Here is a 14,137-nt window from a genome sequence, read left to right on the forward strand (position 1 = left end):
CCTTTCACGGCCTTGGCAAACTTACGGCTGCCGTTTGTAAAATGGGGTTTTCACGATTTTGGCTTTCAAGCGCTTATTTCTGATTTCCACTTCAACGACGGTGTCGAGGGCACAGGCTTCTTTTTTCAGCAATGCGAGGCCGACGTTTTTCTTTAAGGTCGGCGACTGTGTGCCGGTTGTCACCTCGCCTGCTTGTTCGCCTTGATAATAGACGGCGTAGCCGTGCCTTGGAATGCCTTTATCGATCATTTCAAGGCCGACGAGCTTTCTGTCCGCTCCATGTTCCTTTTGGCTTGCCAGGACGGCTTTTCCGAAGAAGTCCGAGGCTTTGTTTGTTTTGACGGCGAATCCGATGCCGGCTTCGATCGGTGTAATATCTTTTGAGAGCTCTTGTCCGTACAGCGGCAGCTTCGCTTCAAACCTCAGCGTATCTCTGGCCCCGAGGCCGCACGGCACTAATCCCGAATCCTTGCCCGTTTCAAGAAGCAGCTTCCAAATGTAGGCTGCATCTTCACTCCGGCAGTAAATCTCAAAGCCGTCCTCTCCCGTGTATCCCGTTCTGGACACAAGCGCCTGCACGCTGCCAATCGCCGCATCATCCCTGAACGTAAATGGCTTTAACCCGGCAAGATCGCTATCTGCGACCTGTTTTAAAATCGATTCGGCCTTCGGTCCTTGAAGGGCAAGCAGCGCAACCTCGCCAGACACGTTTCGAACCGAAACGTCTCCTTCTTGGTGCTTGTTCATCCAATCGACGTCTTTGTCGATATTGGCTGCGTTAATGACGAGCATGTAGACATTGGCCGCTTTTTTATAGACGAGGAGATCGTCGATCGTTCCGCCGTCTTCATAGCACATGGCCGTATACTGGGCACCGCCTTCTTTCAGTGTCGAAACATCGTTTGTCAACAGTTTTTGCAAAAACGGAAGGCTGTCTGTTCCTGTGATTTCGACCTCCCCCATGTGTGAGACGTCAAAAAGCCCCGCTTTCGTCCTGACGGCTTCATGCTCCTCTTTAATTGAAGAAAATTGAACAGGCAGTTCCCAGCCGCCAAAATCAATCGTTTTTCCGCCATATTCCTTATAAAGGTCAAATAAAGGCGTTCGTTTAAGCATTCTGCTTCCCCCTTCGCTTTTCAAACTAAAAACAAGTTTGCCAATCATCAGAAAACAAGAAAGATTCCAACATCACCTGGATGGTTCCGCCGCTTTGGACGGCACAAAAAAGGACAGAGAAGCCCCTTTGTCAGTTCTGAGGCTCTCTGTCCTGGCACCTGAAAGTTTACTTTGCATCAAAAGCAAAGATGTCCCCTTTGGTGGTTTGTTAAAACATCATATGATACAAACTCTCTCCAGAGTTGCGTCAAGCAAGAGTTCTTTTGCCTGAGAGATTCACTGTTCCCCAGCTTGCTCCTTCGGCGCCGCTTTTAGGTTTCCCGCTATCGGTCTCTCCCCTTGCTGTCATTCGCTCATATTCATTTCTTTTCATGGACATACTATATAAAGCTTATGATTTTTTTACTGATGATCTACAAATATCCTACCATCATCACAACAATTGGGCAACAGGAAAAATCATTAACAATTTATTATTTTAAAATAAGAATGTTCGTGTTTTGTTTATTTGTTAGTAAAATCCGTTTTTTTCACGCAATATTTTCTTTTAAAAAAGAACATTTGAATCTCAGAAGAGAAAGGCGGCATTAGTGATGAGACCAGACATTCATTTCGACAACGAGTGGCCGGAACAATTCAAAAAGCACCTTGATGAAGACGGACCATGGGCGAATTGGGAGCTTTACAAGCTTTCCTGTGAAGTGCAGAAAAGGCTTGCGATTCCGACGTTTGAAGGCTTGCAGGCCCCTTATCACCTCCCAGGATTCACCCCGCTTCCCCATCAGCTCGAAGTCGCCCGGAAGGTAGTCGAGCAGATGAACGGAAAAGCCATCTTGGCGGATGAAGTGGGCCTCGGCAAAACGGTCGAGGCTGGGCTGATATTAAAAGAATACATGATTCGCGGGCTGGCCAAGAAAATCTTAATCCTCGTCCCCGCCTCGCTCGTCTCGCAATGGGTGAAGGAACTGCGGGAAAAGTTTTTAATTCCGGCCGTGGAACAGAAAAAAAGCTATGTCTGGGAGCAGTGCGATGTTGTCGTCTCCTCCCTTGACACGGCAAAGCGGTCGCCGCACAGGGAGACGGTTTTGTCGATCCAGTATGATGTGGTGATTATTGATGAAGCTCACAAACTGAAAAACAATAAAACAAAAAATTACGAGTTTGTCCGCAGCTTAAAGAAAAAATATTGCCTGATGCTGACGGCGACGCCCATCCAAAACAAGATCGACGAAATATTTAATCTCGTTTCCCTGCTAAAACCCGGACACTTGGGAAATGAAAGCAACTTCAACAAAGATTATACAAAACAGATCAATTCAGCTGAAGCGCATGAACGCTTAAAGTCCCTTATCAATAAAGTCATGATCAGAAACAGACGGCATGATACCGGCATCACCTGGACGAAGCGCCATGTCGAAACCGTGCCCATTTCCTTTTCTCCTACAGAACAGGCTTTGTATGACGAGATTAAAAAGCTGAAGACAAGTCATCAGCATTCATCAAGCATGTTCTCAATCATGACATTGGAGCGCGAATGCTGTTCAAGCAGAGAAGCTGTCTATATGACGCTGAAAAACATGCTTGACCGAAAGGATCGCGAAGCGCCGGTGATCTCCGAACCTGTCATCCACCATTTGATCGAAAAGGTCAACGAGGTCGCGCAAAATTCAAAAGCGCTGAAAGTTGTTGAGCTCATTCAAGAACTCGATGACAAAGTCATCATCTTTACTGAATACAGGGCGACGCAGATTTATCTGCAATGGTTCCTCCAGCAGAACGGCATCAGTTCTGTACCGTTCAGAGGCGGATTTAAAAGAGGAAAGAAAGACTGGATGAAAGATTTGTTCAGGGGCAAAGTTCAAGTTCTGATCGCGACTGAAGCAGGCGGCGAAGGGATAAACCTTCAATTTTGCAATAAAATCATCAACTATGACCTTCCGTGGAACCCGATGCGTCTCGAACAAAGGATCGGCCGGATTCACCGGCTCGGCCAGGAACGCGATGTTTACATTTACAACATGGCAACAAAGCATACCGTAGAAGAGCATATTTTAAAACTTCTCTATGAAAAGATCCATTTGTTCGAAAAAGTCGTCGGAGACTTGGATGATATTTTAACAAAAATCGAGGTCGGCAATTTTGAAGACCACCTTCATGACATTCTCTTTTACTCCGCAACAGACGAGGAAATGAAGATTAAAATGGAAAACTTAACCTCTTTCATTTCATACGGAAATGAAGCCGTTTCAAACCAAGAACAGATCGGAGGCTAAAATCAAATGCGTCAGGAAGAAATATACCTGTTTTTAGAACGCTTTTTCATCGCAAACGGCTGCACGATCACCGACAAAAGTTCAGGCCACATGACTGTGCAGCTGACGGTTGAAGTCGATAAACAGATTATGAACAGGCCGTTTTACTGGCACTGGCTCGAAAAGACGGGCGGAGAACCTAATCCGATGAAAATCACGCTGATCACGAATGAAGACGAGGCCCCTTCCGATATCGAAGGTGAGTTTATTCATTTTGGATCACCAAGACTTTTTCAAATTTTCCAGGCCGTGCAAAAAAACGGCAAATTTATTCGCCTTTATGAGAAAATCCGTTCCGATGGAGCCCATATTTCCCTGGAACCGTGGCTCGGCATGAATGTGACGATCTCGTACCAATCCGACATGAAAAAAGATAAGCTTCTGTCTCTCGGCCTTCATTTAATCAGCGGTCAGCTGGTCGAATCGTTTCAAGAACAAATGGAGGCCCGAGATCTCTCTTCACAGATCTCTGACTACTGCTACACGATGTCGCCGTTGATTAAGCCGGAAAGCGGCATTAAACGGCTTGAGCGCTATATCGAACAGGCGGCCAGAAGCGAGCCGCTTGATTGGGCTGAAGCTTCCCTGAAACGCTGGAATAACGACCTGTCACTTTTAAACCAATTTTACGAGGATACTGAAGAAAAACCGGAGGAATACGAAATTGAGAAAAAGGCTCTCCAAACGCTTTACGAGCCTAAAATCGATATTAAAGTTCAAAACGGGGGATTATTTTATTTGCACAAAAAAAATTCAGGATAATTTTTCCGATTCGACAACATTCTTGTTTTTATTCAGTGAGCTGGACTTATAATAGAACTAAAGAGATAGGAGGAACTTTCGTAACACCATTTGGACAAGCTTGGTAAAGTGTTGAGTCTCGGGGTTTATCTTTGTTTATCACAACACGGTTGTCTGAAATACATAATGAAGTATTTTGGGGGGGAAATGTATGAATAAAGATAAAAATGAGAAAGAAGAATTGGATGAGGAGTGGACAGAACTGATTAAACACGCTCTTGAACAAGGCATTAGTCCAGAGGATATACGTATTTTTCTCAATTTGGGTGAGAAGTCTTCAAAACCTTCCGCATCAATTGAAAGAAGTCATTCAATAAATCCTTTCTGAATGTGCTATAATATCGAAAGGAAGGTGATGACATTGATTGGCCAGCGTATTAAACAATATCGAAAAGAAAAAGGCTACTCACTATCTGAACTAGCTGAAAAGGCTGGGGTAGCGAAGTCTTATTTAAGTTCAATAGAAAGAAACTTGCAAACAAACCCCTCCATTCAATTTCTAGAAAAAGTCTCCGCTGTTCTGGACGTCTCGGTTCATACCCTGCTCAATGAGAAAGATGAAACCGAATACGATGGTCAATTAGATAGTGAATGGGAAAATCTAGTTCGTGACGCTATGGCATCAGGGGTTTCTAAAAAACAATTTCGAGAATTTTTAGATTATCAAAAGTGGAAGAAAAGACAGGAAAAGGAGTAAGGGAAACATATCTTACTCCCTTTGGCATTTTTTACGCTGAATAAGCCGATTCCTCATGAACATAAAAAAACGGATCATACAGATCCGTTTTTTAAATTGCACCATTATTTATCTTCACTGTGTGCTCTTTCGTTCTCTTTTACATAACCTTTTTCATCGGCATGTTTTTTGCCGTCGATTGTCAAGCCGTTCCATTGAGTACCTTCGAATGAGAAGTCAAGCTGCACAGAATCTCCTTGATATTTGTTCTGTACCATTCTGCCGCTGGCGTCTGTTGTTTTGTCATTGACGAACTCAATCACCAATTGAACTTTGTCAAAGTCATATGGATCTTTCGGAATGCCGTCGTATTCAGGCGCCGTTTTTCCGTTGATTGTCGCTACATTGATTTTGCCATTGTCATGCAGGAACTCTGGCTCGATTGCTTTCTTCACTTTTTCGTACGCGGCCTTATCTTTTTTCGCGGACATATTGTACAGATCATAAAGGTTGGCTTCATCTAAAATGATGTTTTTAGGATAGCCGTTTCCGCCTTCAACTCCGACAGTCAGAACGCTGACTTTAAATTGTTTCAGGAAGTCTTCCGCTGTGCTTTTTCCGCCGTTTTTCGCGTTTCCGTCAAGGAAATTGCTGTAGCCAACCTGCATCAGCACTTCTTTAATCGCAAGTGATCCGTCATTTTTGAATTCGAAATCTTTAGTGAATTTGTCGCCAGGTTTTAAGTTGGACAAGTTAACTCTTGCAGATGTATCTTTCGCATTCAGGTCAAGCGTACCTGCTGCATAAGTTGCTTGAGTTGTTTCGATGTCGTTAAACGCAGCCCAAGTTCCTCCTCCTACTAATGCCAGTCCAAGCGCAGCAGACGCAACGCCTAATCCGAGTTTTTTCTTTGTACCCATTGATAACTCCTCCTTTTATAATAAGAAAATCTGTATATATGGAGACCTGAATGTTCAGGTGACCAACGAAGATTACATGGAAACTGATTGATCTTTCCCGGCGGCTTCAATTGCCTTAGTTTTTTGGTCAATCTCTCTTAAAGCCGCGGATACAGTAATCACTGCATAAAGAATCAACAAGAGTCCCGGCACGATCAGCAATATGGCTGTGCCGATCGGTTTACTTGCAAAATCCAGAAAATACCCGGCATACGGAACCGTAATGCCCGAATACTTAGCGACAACATTTTCCGCCAGCACCGGATCGGAATCAGGGTTTTGGTTATTGTCACCCTTTGTTTTAAACATGAGGTTTGATTTATTTTTTGTTATACCGATAATTCGGTGGGTAACCATGGTGTTTTCGTCTTGCATGAATGTAATGACATCTCCCTTTTTCAAAGACCCGGGATTTTCAATCTTTTGAACGGCTATCACAGAACCTGTTTTAAACTCCGGCTCCATCGAACCGGATAAAACCGTTTTCAATTGATAGCCGAAGAGCTGCGGCTCTCCGCCGGACGACTTTGTCGAAATCACGACGATGACCGCGGCGATGATGAGTGTGAAAATAATCACATATAAGATATTGCTGACCCATTTGATCACATGTTTCATGACGCTTCCCCGCTTTCTAATGAATTTTCTTCTTTTCTATTTTCTTTATCTACTGATTCACTGCTCTTTGGTGTTTTCTCTATGTCCTGTTCAGACTTTTCCCGTGTTTCTGTCTGTTCTGTTTGCTTCGGCTTTTTTGATGCTTTTTTAGGCGGCTTCGGTGTTTCTTCTTTACAGTCTTGAAGCTTCATCACATTTGACCAAATAAAAGGTTTGCCCTTTTTCACATCGGGATGGCCTTCAGGCTTAATCAATTTAAATGCGTAGAGCCCTCCTTTTGCCGCCCGCTTTGACTCTATCCGGTAGATGTTCTTTTCGGCTTCTTTTTTGAACGCGCCTTTATCGATCACAGTCCCGTCCTCTAACGGTTTTTTGGCATTACCGAGTTTATGCAGCTCCCACTTCCATTCAGAGTCGGCGATTTGGCTGCCGCGGTTTTTATATTCTGCAAACAATGTCAGCGGTGCACAGACCGTTCCTTTCGTCTTTGTCTGTTTTTGAAGCTTCAAATTGCTCCCGTCCCACTGTTTCCCATCTTGAGGAAATGAAGAGGCCGCTTTCATTGTCATGCTGTATGTTTCCACATCGTGAAATGATGCGTTTGTATGCTGTGACAGCTGACTCCCCAATCCAATTAAAAGATAAATGATCAGCAGCATTTGAAAAACGATGATGTTTTTTCCGGCTCTTTTTCGGGATCTCCTAGTTCGAGATAATCGGATCATGACTACCCTCCTAGCGAGTATGTAATGGCTTTTTTCGCTCGTTCGTTTTAAAGAACTTGATAGTTAGAGTATAAAGAACAAATGTGCCATTTGAAAACTATCAAAATAGTCGATTAAGTTCGTTTTACAGAACGTTTTCGTTTAATTCCTCAAAAAATCTCTCAAATTCTCATCTTTTTGAAAAGATTGAAGTTCTTTATAAAGTACATAATTTCTTCTTCATTTTTGTATAAACACTGTTGACAAGGAAAAAATAGGATAGAAAGGATGATGCCCCGTGCTGAAAAATGCTATGTTATGCTCTTTTTTACTGCTTGCAAGCATCGGGCCGCTCAATGCCCATGCGGCAGCTTACGAAACAGCCCGCATGTCTAAGTGGGAAGAAAAAGCGGTTGAGGAAGCAAAAAAGAGGTATCCGGAAGCAGAAGTGCGTCTCACGAAAAAAGTATGGGATCGAAAGCGGGCGGATGAAGCGGTCAAACAATACCATGTCACATTGAGTGAAGGAAATAAAAATTTCGGAGTATTTGTTACAATTTCATTTGAACCTGCGACACACAAAATCAACAAAGTCGTCGTTGTGGAAGAATATAAATAAGCCGCTTTGCAGTAGAAAGCGGCTTGTCTTTATTTATGCCTTTTAAAAAACATGATACACCCAAGAGGAAGAATGCCGAACCATTGATATATCCTGGACGGCGGCTTTGATTCTTTACGTTTTTCTTTCATTTCTTTTCTTTCCTGCTTAGGCGTGTCCATATATTTTACGAGCTGTTCCGTCATATATTTAACATAATCGTTCGTTTTCATCACATCACCTCTTGGGGAGTTCTGTCAGTTGAAGTGTTGTCATACGAATCTTTTTTTATACATTCTTCATGATTCCGACACACAATTTTTAATATTCTTTCCACTGTGTGATTTTCTTAGTGCTCAAATCATATTGAAATTCAGCGCTCGTTTCTGTGCCGGAAGCTGTCGTTACCTCTATCTTCACTCGCTTGAGCCGCTGATGAGCCGGATTGACAGTATACGATATCAAGCCATGCTGTTTTTGAATTTTCTCTTTTGTCTCTTCGTGAATATGAGACAGGGCATGGAGCATTCCATTTTGGAGAAGGTTTTGCTGAATATGAAATTCTTTTGTTTGCTGTGCAAACATTCGTTGATTCGATAATAAAACGGCTGAATGACCCGCGCAGAGCATGTAAATCACAGCTGTGAAAACAGCAGCCGGATAAATGAATCCTTTTGAATTTTTCACGTGATCACCTTTTACATATGATAGAGCGGAATGGACGTACGGTATGACTTGCCGCTTAAACTTGTCGCTTCAAGGATCAGCAGATGATCTTCAATCACAAACCTCATGTGTTTGACATGTTGCAAAAGCGGCACATGACCTTTTCCAGTGACTCTTTTTCGAATAACTGTCTGATATTTCTCATAGCGAACGGCGGCACCTTGGCGATTTGTCATTTCCAATGACTGATGATCGTCGCCCGCTCTTATATCAACCGAGTTCCTGCACTCCTTCAATATTTGCTCGGCAGTAATCGTCCATTCGCGCGGGTGAATATCCGCACCGTTTCTTTCCGGGGATAAAAACAGATGAAATATCGAGGCCATCGTTCCTGCAATGAACATATACACCATTAAGGAAACCAGTACATTAAGAAGGGTAAATCCCTTTTGACCGCAAAATGGTGAAGCAACGCCTTTGACTGTCTCTTTTTTTAATGGAGATGCATACTTCATAATCATCTCCCTGCTCCTTCCATTCAATAAAGTAAGATGTGTTTCGGTAAAGCACAGTTTCTTTAGGCTGAAACCGTCCGGTCAGTGTGTATCGGCTGATCTTTTCATCCAATATGCGATATGCCTCTTCTTCTTTTTCAGATGCCCCGCGCTGCAAAGACAGCTGATGAACCATAGGAATCAATAACATGGTGATCATGACCCAAATGCCGAATGCGGAAACAGCTTCAACTGTTGTAAAGCCTCTATTTTTTTTGCACATTAATCTTTCCGCTTCCTAAATAGATCGTCAGTGCAAAAGAGGCGTGCTGTGTATCGATCACGATTTTTCCCCCTTGATTCGGAACTCCGCTTGGGTTAAAAGTAAGAGTTCGTTTGAGCGTCGCTTTTTTGAACGCAATATGGCAACTGTATGTCCTGACCAGCTTAGGCGATGAGCCTTCGTCCGCGTGCTTAATAATATAGCGGCAGCCGGCAAAGTCAAACTGCACCTTAACCGTCGTATGGCGGACGAGAGCTGTCTGCTGTGCGTAAAGCAGATCCTCTTCAAGCTGTGAGACAAAGTGCTGAACAACTCTTTTTTCATAAACGGGAGGCAGTGCGGCAAAGAGAAGAGAGAGCATAATGGAACCGATCATCAATACAGTTAGGCTTTCCAAAAGCGTAAATCCTTTTTGATTCATAACCGTCAATCAGCCTGTGCTTTGCCGTTTGAAATTTTAATTGCTTTCCCATTCGGGCACTTTAAGTTCTTCTTCACGTAACCTTCAGATTCAAGGTCCGCCCTACTCGGCGTTTTCCCGTCATGATCCATTTGATAAGCCGTGATTTGCGCTTGAACCATATTAATTAACCCTTCGCATCCTTTCTTTTGAATACTTTGATTATGCTTGGTCACATTCGGTATGGTGATCAACAGCAGGATGGAGATGACGAGCATGACGACTAACATTTCTATCAGTGTAAATCCCTTTTCATTCACAGTTCCGTCCTCCTTATAACTGGTTCATCATTTGATACATTGGCAAAAGCATAGACAAATAAAGAATTAATATCATCGCCGCTGTTAGCCCGTAAATCAATGGCTGGATCAAACCTGTCCATTTTTCTGCTTTCCGTTCAAGCCGTTCAATCAAAAATTGACTGTATGAATACAGCTCTCTGTATAAGAGTCCGTTTAATTGGCCGTGAGCAACAGCCTTCGCCAGATCATTTTCATAAAACGGATGCCCGGCCAGCATCTGCTCCAGACTCTCCCCTTGTTTCAGCCGCTCGATCAGACGCTTCGCTTCATTTTTATGAAATGATAAAAACGGCTGGCTTTCAAATGCTTTTAAACTGTCATATACAGACAGACCAGCTTGCAAAAGATTGCTCAATTGGAGCGATAAAAAATAACTGTTGAATAGTTTGAAGGTTTGGCCCAGCAAGGGAATTCTAATGAGAAAGGTCATTTTGTCTTCTGGAGGTTTATGGCGAAATGAACACAGATAATAGAGGGATAAAGCGGCGGCAATCAACATCATTCCTGCGATAAAAAGATAAAAATGATCAAAAACCGAAAAGATGAGGGTCGTTGCAAAAGACGTTTCAACGTTCATTGATTCATAGATCGCGGAAAATTGCGGGATGATTGCCGATTTCATAATAGAGATAATGACGCAGACCGTTAAAACTAAAAACAAGGGATATCTGGCGGCTTTCTTTAGTTTTTCGGTTTGAGCGATCTTGCGGTGAAGCAGCTCTCCGCTCTGCCGAAAGGCATATGGCAAATTCCCGTGCTGTTCGGCAAAGTAAACAATGGTAACAGCATCCTTATGAAATGAAATCATTTCAAGCACTTGAAACACAGGTCGCCCTTCTGTCAGCTTCTCCATCGCAAATGTCAGATCTGCTCTTCGCCTTTCATTCAATTGCAGTTTCAGCATACTTAAAGCATCCAAAATCGTATATCCGCTCTTCATCATGTCTCCGAGTTTTTTCAGAATGTCCGCCTGTTCCCGGACGGGCCACTTCATTTTAATCTTCATGGCCTATCCAGCGTTCATAAGTATTCGACGGCAGATATCCGAGTGCTATTCCCTTCTGGATCAGCGTTTTCAATGTTTCTGTTTTTATGTCACCGCACCTGCCTTTTGCTTCTTCGATGCAGAGATTGAGGCTTTTTCCGTACAAAAGCTCGAAGACGCTTGCTCTTCTCACAGGCCTCGACAATCTGCAATATAAAGAGCAGTTGTCGCCGCAAAACGGGCAGACGAGACCGACGAGGCGCTGGGCGCTGATTGCGACCAGTGTTTGTTCAATTTCTGTCATATCAACGCCGAACTCGAGCAGCCTGTATATTGCGCCTTTGGCATTTTTCGCATGCATGCTCGATAAAACAAGGTGTCCTGTCAAAGCTGCCCTGACTGCGATTTGGGCTGTTTCGGCATCGCGAATTTCCCCGAGGATGATCATGTCCGGATCGTGGCGAAGCACCGCCTTCAACCCCGCAGAATAAGTCATGCCAGCTTTTTCGTTTACTTGCACTTGCAAAATGTTTTCGCTTCTTGATTCAACAGGGTCTTCCAAGGTAATGATATTTCGCTTAAAATGCCGCTTAGCGTATTCGATTAAAGAATAGAGTGTTGTCGTTTTCCCCGAGCCTGTCGGACCGGTGAACAGAATTAATCCGTGGGAATGCTTCAGAAAAGACAGCAGCTTGAATGTTGCACTCGGAAACAATGAGAGCTTTGTGAGCGGCTTGCTGCTCATCTTGGGAAGAAGCCTGATGACCAAGCTTTCATCATGGATGGTGGGCAGAGTGGACATTCTTAAATGAACGGGCTGACGGTTGATATAAAGAGTCAAAGCTCCGCTTTGCGGCAGCCGTCTTTCCCCAATATCCATCGAAGAAAGGAATTTAAAGTGAGAAATGAGCCTTGAGCACTCATTTCTCGTTAATCTTTCTTTTTGAAAAAGTTCATCATCAATCCTGAAGCGAACCACCGCCTCTTTTTCACCGGGAACAATATGAATGTCTGACGCCTTCATTCTATATGCCTCGTCAATTAATCTTCCGCTTAATGATTCAATCGTGTACAAACCATTGCGCCTCCTTTCTAAGCGCAGTTTATACGAAAAACATCGGAAGCATCAAATCCTTAAAAATCGCAAATCAAGCTGAATACGAAGCAAAAACGGAATTTCCGAATACCGATTTGACTATTTTATTCAGCTTCCAACTGCTGAAATGAGAAATTTAAACCTTCTCTTCAGCCTTGCCGTTTTCACGGATGCAAAAGCCTTTATTGCAAAGCGCCTTAGCAAGGCTCTGTTCTGTGTTAATATGCGAAAAATCCATCCCAAGCTTCACAACTGTTTGGGCAATCTCCGGTCTCAAGCCCGAAAGAACCGTCTCAACGCCAAGTAGTTTTGTGCTGTCTACGACTTTGAACAACTGGTAGGCAACCATCGTATCGACGACAGGAACACCGGAAATATCAATAAACAGATGCGAGAGATGAAGCTCAGCACACTGCTTAAGCGCAGATTCAATGATCACCGTTGCCCTGTGAGTATCAATTTCACCAATGAGCGGCAGCACACCGATGTGTTCTGATACCGGTATAACAGGTGCGCTCAGTTCGCGTATCATCTCGGTCTGCGCCTTCAATTGCCTCTTTGTCGTATGCTCATATTCAAGAATAAACTGTTCAATAACCTCATCCATCATTGAGTGAAGCTGTTTATTCCAGATAAAAAAGTCTTTTTTCGAACAGTCCGGTGCATGTTTATCCGAAAAATGCTCGATTTCATCTATTAAAAGTTCACGGCACACTTTAAACCCCTTTATGCTTTCAGTCACCGGAATTTGGCTAACAGCCCTGTCGTAGGCAATTTCCTTGGCGCATCCGGAAGCTTTATCCCAGCATAGCGCCTGTTCATCCTTGGCAAATACCCTTGAAACAGCCAGTATAAAGTCCTTATATTGCTGTGCCGTTTTTTCTTTTTCAGACGCTGTTCGGGACAGCCATTCATCGGTGATTCTGTCCGCCTGTTTGACCAAATACTCATAAAGGGCTGCATGCTTGTTTTCCATGTCAATCCTCCTCATTGTTTTCCTTTAAAATCAATCGGCTATATGACCAACATTTTGATCACTATGTATAAAACGAAATCGATTGTCTACACTATACGTAAGCGCATTGGGCTATAGCCAAGCGGTAAGGCAACGGACTTTGACTCCGTGACGCGCTGGTTCGAATCCAGCTAGCCCAGTTACACAGGCGAAAAAACGAAGATATGCTGAACATGCAATGTGTCAGCAATCTTCGTTTTTTTCAGGAAACAGAACGGTGTAAGGTGTGTTTTTTTAATTTTAAGAGTTCGCCGGGATTATATCCGACAACCAGCTTATCGCCGTTTACGATAATCGGGCGTCTCAGCAGTTTTGGTTTTTGAATTAACAATTCCAGCACTTCGCTGACCGTTAATTCTTCGATATCAAGATTTAACTCTTTAAATGCCTGGCTTCTTGTCGCCAATATCTCATCAATTCCTTCGGTCGTGAGAGACAAAATATGTTTCAGCTCGTCCTGATTCGGCGTTTCCCTGAAAAGATGCCGCTCTGTAAAATCAACCTGGTTCGCTTTCAGCCAATGTTTCGTTTTCCGGCATGATGTGCAGCTCGGGTATGAATAAAAGGTCAGCTCTTCCATGAATGATTCCTCCTTAAAATGTACTGACTTTGTCTTTGTATGTTTTAGTACCCGTGATATTTTCCGTTTAAACACGTGACAGGTGATTTTTTAAAAATGCTTATCACAAAATTGTAAAAAATGAATTGATTTTCCCAAAATGAAAATGTTTACATTTCAAGATAAATTGGCTTATAATAAAATCAAAGGGGCTTTTTGGGAGGGATATAAATGAATCGCATGTTCCGTGTGTTAGGATTCTGGACAGGTATCTTTGCGGTCATGTTTTATTTAGGAAATATGAAAGATGCATCACTGCTGTTCTTCGGTCAAACTGTATTTTTTGTGTTCTTATCGTATCTCAACTTGACCGAGCGGATGTACATTTATATTTTCGGTGCTTACTTGACAGTCTTTTTTGCCGCATTTACATATTATTCTGTGTTTATTATGGTTCCCGGGCAGGGAGGCCATTAAAAAAGACGATCCATCA

General features: G+C 43.1%; 20 protein-coding genes, 1 tRNA gene and 1 riboswitch. Of the genes, 7 read left to right on the plus strand and 14 right to left on the minus strand.

Going from position 1 to position 14,137, the window contains the following annotated elements; all coding sequences use genetic code 11:
- Positions 1 to 21: 21 nt before the first annotated feature.
- The gene (gene gcvT, locus ACH97_RS21065) at positions 22 to 1,116 is read right to left on the minus strand and encodes a glycine cleavage system aminomethyltransferase GcvT (RefSeq protein ID WP_020452162.1); all 1,095 of its coding nucleotides are present in this window, start codon (positions 1,114 to 1,116) and stop codon (positions 22 to 24) included.
- Positions 1,117 to 1,361: 245 nt separating this feature from the next.
- A riboswitch (glycine riboswitch) is annotated at positions 1,362 to 1,465 on the minus strand.
- A 244-nt stretch (positions 1,466 to 1,709) separates the two neighbouring features.
- On the opposite strand from gcvT, the gene ACH97_RS21075 reads away from it, so the two are divergent.
- From ACH97_RS21075 to sinR, 4 genes are all read left to right on the plus strand, one after another.
- On the plus strand, positions 1,710 to 3,389 hold the full coding sequence (locus tag ACH97_RS21075) for a DEAD/DEAH box helicase (RefSeq protein WP_020452163.1): 1,680 nt from the start codon (positions 1,710 to 1,712) through the stop codon (positions 3,387 to 3,389).
- Between the two features lie 6 nt (positions 3,390 to 3,395).
- Positions 3,396 to 4,190, plus strand: a complete 795-nt coding sequence (locus ACH97_RS21080; RefSeq protein WP_020452164.1) for a YqhG family protein — start codon at positions 3,396 to 3,398, stop codon at positions 4,188 to 4,190.
- A gap of 190 nt (positions 4,191 to 4,380) precedes the next feature.
- Complete coding sequence (sinI, locus tag ACH97_RS21085) at positions 4,381 to 4,557, plus strand: anti-repressor SinI (protein ID WP_023855184.1); 177 nt, start codon at positions 4,381 to 4,383, stop codon at positions 4,555 to 4,557.
- A gap of 33 nt (positions 4,558 to 4,590) precedes the next feature.
- Positions 4,591 to 4,926, plus strand: coding sequence for a transcriptional regulator SinR (gene sinR / locus ACH97_RS21090; RefSeq protein WP_023855185.1), 336 nt, complete (start codon positions 4,591 to 4,593; stop codon positions 4,924 to 4,926).
- Between the two features lie 104 nt (positions 4,927 to 5,030).
- Here the strand turns inward: sinR and tasA are convergent, their stop codons facing one another.
- From tasA to tapA, 3 genes are all read right to left on the minus strand, one after another.
- Positions 5,031 to 5,825 carry a biofilm matrix protein TasA gene (gene tasA, locus ACH97_RS21095; protein WP_048349970.1) on the minus strand — a complete coding sequence of 265 codons (795 nt, stop codon included), beginning with the start codon at positions 5,823 to 5,825 and terminating at the stop codon, positions 5,031 to 5,033.
- Positions 5,826 to 5,897: 72 nt separating this feature from the next.
- The gene (gene sipW / locus ACH97_RS21100; RefSeq protein WP_023855186.1) at positions 5,898 to 6,482 is read right to left on the minus strand and encodes a signal peptidase I SipW; all 585 of its coding nucleotides are present in this window, start codon (positions 6,480 to 6,482) and stop codon (positions 5,898 to 5,900) included.
- Positions 6,479 to 7,207 carry an amyloid fiber anchoring/assembly protein TapA gene (gene tapA / locus ACH97_RS21105; RefSeq protein WP_048349969.1) on the minus strand — a complete coding sequence of 243 codons (729 nt, stop codon included), beginning with the start codon at positions 7,205 to 7,207 and terminating at the stop codon, positions 6,479 to 6,481. The genes sipW and tapA overlap by 4 nt, the downstream gene beginning before the upstream one ends.
- A gap of 277 nt (positions 7,208 to 7,484) precedes the next feature.
- Between tapA and ACH97_RS21110 the strand changes: the two genes are divergently transcribed.
- Positions 7,485 to 7,805: a YqzG/YhdC family protein gene (locus ACH97_RS21110; RefSeq protein WP_023855188.1), complete on the plus strand. Its 321-nt coding sequence runs from the start codon at positions 7,485 to 7,487 to the stop codon at positions 7,803 to 7,805.
- A gap of 29 nt (positions 7,806 to 7,834) precedes the next feature.
- Here the strand turns inward: ACH97_RS21110 and ACH97_RS21115 are convergent, their stop codons facing one another.
- From ACH97_RS21115 to ACH97_RS21155, 9 genes are all read right to left on the minus strand, one after another.
- Positions 7,835 to 8,017 (minus strand): YqzE family protein, encoded by a 183-nt coding sequence (locus ACH97_RS21115; RefSeq protein WP_020452171.1) that lies wholly within the window; start codon positions 8,015 to 8,017, stop codon positions 7,835 to 7,837.
- An 88-nt stretch (positions 8,018 to 8,105) separates the two neighbouring features.
- Entirely contained in the window at positions 8,106 to 8,471 is a 366-nt protein-coding gene (comGG, locus tag ACH97_RS21120) for a competence type IV pilus minor pilin ComGG (RefSeq protein ID WP_048349968.1), read from the minus strand.
- A gap of 11 nt (positions 8,472 to 8,482) precedes the next feature.
- On the minus strand, positions 8,483 to 8,965 hold the full coding sequence (gene comGF, locus ACH97_RS21125; RefSeq protein ID WP_241494269.1) for a competence type IV pilus minor pilin ComGF: 483 nt from the start codon (positions 8,963 to 8,965) through the stop codon (positions 8,483 to 8,485).
- Positions 8,880 to 9,227 (minus strand): competence type IV pilus minor pilin ComGE, encoded by a 348-nt coding sequence (comGE, locus tag ACH97_RS21130; RefSeq protein WP_025811161.1) that lies wholly within the window; start codon positions 9,225 to 9,227, stop codon positions 8,880 to 8,882. The genes comGF and comGE overlap by 86 nt, the downstream gene beginning before the upstream one ends.
- Positions 9,211 to 9,648 carry a competence type IV pilus minor pilin ComGD gene (gene comGD / locus ACH97_RS21135; RefSeq protein ID WP_048349966.1) on the minus strand — a complete coding sequence of 146 codons (438 nt, stop codon included), beginning with the start codon at positions 9,646 to 9,648 and terminating at the stop codon, positions 9,211 to 9,213. Before comGD ends, comGE begins: the two co-directional genes overlap by 17 nt.
- 5 nt (positions 9,649 to 9,653) lie before the next feature.
- Positions 9,654 to 9,947 carry a competence type IV pilus major pilin ComGC gene (gene comGC, locus ACH97_RS21140; RefSeq protein WP_020452176.1) on the minus strand — a complete coding sequence of 98 codons (294 nt, stop codon included), beginning with the start codon at positions 9,945 to 9,947 and terminating at the stop codon, positions 9,654 to 9,656.
- A 13-nt stretch (positions 9,948 to 9,960) separates the two neighbouring features.
- The gene (gene comGB, locus ACH97_RS21145) at positions 9,961 to 10,995 is read right to left on the minus strand and encodes a competence type IV pilus assembly protein ComGB (protein WP_048349965.1); all 1,035 of its coding nucleotides are present in this window, start codon (positions 10,993 to 10,995) and stop codon (positions 9,961 to 9,963) included.
- The gene (comGA, locus tag ACH97_RS21150) at positions 10,985 to 12,049 is read right to left on the minus strand and encodes a competence type IV pilus ATPase ComGA (RefSeq protein ID WP_039072848.1); all 1,065 of its coding nucleotides are present in this window, start codon (positions 12,047 to 12,049) and stop codon (positions 10,985 to 10,987) included. The genes comGB and comGA overlap by 11 nt, the downstream gene beginning before the upstream one ends.
- A 157-nt stretch (positions 12,050 to 12,206) precedes the next feature.
- Positions 12,207 to 13,046, minus strand: coding sequence for an STAS domain-containing protein (locus ACH97_RS21155; RefSeq protein WP_035338373.1), 840 nt, complete (start codon positions 13,044 to 13,046; stop codon positions 12,207 to 12,209).
- Positions 13,047 to 13,153: 107 nt separating this feature from the next.
- Here ACH97_RS21155 and ACH97_RS21160 point away from each other — a divergent pair.
- Positions 13,154 to 13,225, plus strand: a tRNA-Gln gene (locus ACH97_RS21160).
- Between the two features lie 62 nt (positions 13,226 to 13,287).
- On the opposite strand, the gene ACH97_RS21165 is transcribed toward ACH97_RS21160, so the two are convergent.
- A complete protein-coding gene (locus ACH97_RS21165; protein WP_003183482.1) occupies positions 13,288 to 13,665 on the minus strand; it encodes a Spx/MgsR family RNA polymerase-binding regulatory protein in 378 nt (125 codons plus the stop codon).
- A gap of 210 nt (positions 13,666 to 13,875) precedes the next feature.
- On the opposite strand from ACH97_RS21165, the gene ACH97_RS21170 reads away from it, so the two are divergent.
- On the plus strand, positions 13,876 to 14,121 hold the full coding sequence (locus ACH97_RS21170; RefSeq protein WP_020452180.1) for a DUF2626 domain-containing protein: 246 nt from the start codon (positions 13,876 to 13,878) through the stop codon (positions 14,119 to 14,121).
- Positions 14,122 to 14,137: the final 16 nt, after the last annotated feature.

It is taken from the genome of Bacillus paralicheniformis, from assembly GCF_001042485.2.
GTDB lineage: Bacteria > Bacillota > Bacilli > Bacillales > Bacillaceae > Bacillus > Bacillus paralicheniformis.